Here is a 1,053-nt window from a genome sequence, read left to right on the forward strand (position 1 = left end):
GCTTTGTTGCGTAATTCAATGGAACTAAATCAAGAACCTACGATCTGATCAGCTACGTTCACTCTATCTCGTAGCCCTATGCCTAAACCACGTTACAAAACAACCAACTGGAAGCAATACAACCAATCACTCATTAACCGTGGTTCTCTGACCTTTTGGATTGATGAAGAAGCAATAAGCGGGTGGGCGCAAAGCAAACAGAATAAGCGCGGGAGGCCGCGTCGGTTCAGTGATTTAGCTATCACGACAGCACTTATGGTCAAACGAGTTTTTTCTATGCCATTGAGAGCGCTTCAAGGATTTATCGACTCGATATTTAGGTTAGCTCATGTACCGTTAAGTTGTCCGCATTACACCTGCATCAGTCGTAGAGCCAAGCAAGTTGAGGTTTCATTTAAGACTAAAGCGAGAGGAGCAATACAGCACCTAGCTATTGATGCTACTGGCCTTAAGGTTTATGGCGAAGGTGAATGGAAAGTCAAAAAACACGGGACGGATGGCAAGCGTAGAGTCTGGCGAAAGCTTCATATTGCCGTCGATACCAACACTCATGAGATCATTGCCGCCGAGCTAAGTTTATCGACGGTTACAGATGGAGAAGTACTCCCGAACTTACTGAAACAAACACGCCGAAGTATCCTTGAGGTGTCTGGTGATGGCGCTTACGACACGAGAGCGTGTCACGCTGCTATTAAGATTAAGGGGGCCATTGCGCTTATTCCCCCAAGAGAAGGAGCAGCCTTCTGGGAGCGTGGTCACCCTCGAAATATTGCCGTGGGTTGTCAGAAGTTATACGGCTCAAATAAGTATTGGAAAGAGCGGTATGGATACCACAAACGTTCACTCTCAGAAACGGCGATGTATCGAGTTAAACAGTTACTAGGAGGACGATTGAGCTTAATAAATTATAATGCACAGGTGGGTGAAACTTACGCGATGATAAAAGCGTTGAACAAGCTTACTGGATTAGGTATGCCTGAAACTTGTCGTATTGACTAAGAAATACGCGAAATGGGGCTGCTCTGTCTCTAAACTGAATTACGCAACAAAGCC

General features: G+C 45.5%; 1 protein-coding gene. It reads left to right on the forward strand.

Features of this window, described 5'->3' with window-relative positions:
* Positions 1-78: 78 nt before the first annotated feature.
* Positions 79-999 (forward strand): IS5 family transposase, encoded by a 921-nt coding sequence (locus AACT19_RS13845; protein ID WP_010430770.1) that lies wholly within the window; start codon positions 79-81, stop codon positions 997-999.
* The last annotated feature ends 54 nt before the right edge of the window (positions 1,000-1,053 follow it).

The sequence above is a fragment of the Vibrio sp. 10N.222.47.A9 genome (assembly GCF_963872585.1).
Taxonomy (GTDB): Bacteria; Pseudomonadota; Gammaproteobacteria; order Enterobacterales; family Vibrionaceae; genus Vibrio; species Vibrio splendidus.

What these genes read in the sequence shown, in the direction of transcription:
- AACT19_RS13845 (WP_010430770.1), top strand. Translation starts at nt 79, where the DNA reads ATGCCTAAACCACGTTACAAAACAACCAACTGGAAGCAATACAACCAA.